The organism is Clostridioides sp. ES-S-0048-02 (assembly GCF_020658495.1).
In the GTDB taxonomy this organism is placed as follows: Bacteria; Bacillota; Clostridia; order Peptostreptococcales; family Peptostreptococcaceae; genus Clostridioides.
Genome location: NZ_JACVWH010000051.1, coordinates 1 through 1,316, shown reverse-complemented (window position 1 = coordinate 1,316; position 1,316 = coordinate 1). Strand labels below are relative to the sequence as shown.

Annotated in this window: 2 protein-coding genes; one reads left to right on the top strand and one right to left on the bottom strand. The window is 21.6% G+C overall.

All coding sequences use genetic code 11. The annotated features are described in order from the left end of the window. Positions 1-461: 461 nt before the first annotated feature. Positions 462-749 carry a hypothetical protein gene (locus IC173_RS20250; protein ID WP_227856202.1) on the top strand — a complete coding sequence of 96 codons (288 nt, stop codon included), beginning with the start codon at positions 462-464 and terminating at the stop codon, positions 747-749. Between the two features lie 59 nt (positions 750-808). On the opposite strand, the gene IC173_RS20245 is transcribed toward IC173_RS20250, so the two are convergent. Further along, positions 809-1,114, bottom strand: coding sequence for a hypothetical protein (locus tag IC173_RS20245; RefSeq protein WP_227856201.1), 306 nt, complete (start codon positions 1,112-1,114; stop codon positions 809-811). Positions 1,115-1,316 lie beyond the last annotated feature (202 nt).

The following is a 1,316-nucleotide window of genomic DNA, read 5'->3' as shown; positions in this document are numbered from 1 at the left end:
TATTTTTTAATGAAATCATCAAGCTGAGTTTCTATGAATGAATAATATTCTTTTAAATTAGCAATATATGCAGTCATTATGTGAATACATTCATCAATCATATCATTAAACATAAGCAATCCCCCTAAAAAATGAAAAATAAAAAATATTCAGTAAATTATGCATATTATGTTATCTAAAATCTTATTTAAATAATACTTTTTTTAAAAATATTTTACAAGTAGATATGCGAAACTAGTCATTATAATTGTAAAACTAGTTATATTTATTAATTGTATAACCAAAGAGAAGTACACAGCTATAAAAGGTAATGATTTGATACACTTTACAAAGTATTAGATTTTATCAATAGATAGAAGTAAATACTATATGAAAGAATTATAAATATATGGAAAAATATGTTTAATATCGTTTTGATTAAGGTATAAATTTAATGAATAGAATGATAAGGGGTGGATAAGATGTTAATACATGATAAGAGCTTTTATCCAAATAATATTTATCCAACAATAGACTTTCTAAAGATAAAAAGGCAATTAAAATCAATATACAAGAATGATTTATCTGATTGTGGAAGCATATGTATAATAGAAAGAAAAGACTATTCTATAAGCATAAATAGCATAGGTGAGATAAATATATATTATGATTCAAGATATGAAAGTAAGATACAGAGTATAGTTGGTGAGATTGAACAGTTATTCAAGTCTCAAGTTAAAAATTTTAGTGTATCAAAATTTAAGCATTGATGGCTAAGAAGGTAGCAACTGAAAATAGTTGTTACCTTCTTTTTTAATAAATTTAAAGTTTATATAACAATATACCTTTTCCTAATTAAATAATATAAGATTGCTGTTATAATAACTATTAATATAATTGCTATTATTGTAATATCTAATAAACCTATAGCTATATATTCAAAGCCTATTACATAGCGATAAAGCACTTCCAGTTTAACAGTTCTTTTCCTATCTATATTTCCATACATTGATTCTAATTTATTAAAATATTTTTCACTGCAAAAACTAGTTTTAGGTTTAATTAAAGATATTATTATGGTTAATACTATAATTCCCACTCCAATAAGTATAAGATTGATATTCCCAAAATTCATAGTAGGATACCTCCTTCATAATTTAGAAAAATAGAGTTAATTTTCTTAATCAAAGTATATCAGCAATATAAGTATAAAGAGTATCTAAAATATTACAAATATATGTAATAAAATTTAATGATAATATATTAAATATCAAAAAATATAACTATTCTACAAAAATAGATTGAAATTTCTGAATATTTATATTATAATTTATATA

Coding starts and splice junctions, on each gene's coding strand:
- IC173_RS20250 (WP_227856202.1), top strand. CDS start 462: ATGTTAATACATGATAAGAGCTTTTATCCAAATAATATTTATCCAACA.
- IC173_RS20245 (WP_227856201.1), bottom strand. CDS start 1,114: ATGAATTTTGGGAATATCAATCTTATACTTATTGGAGTGGGAATTATA.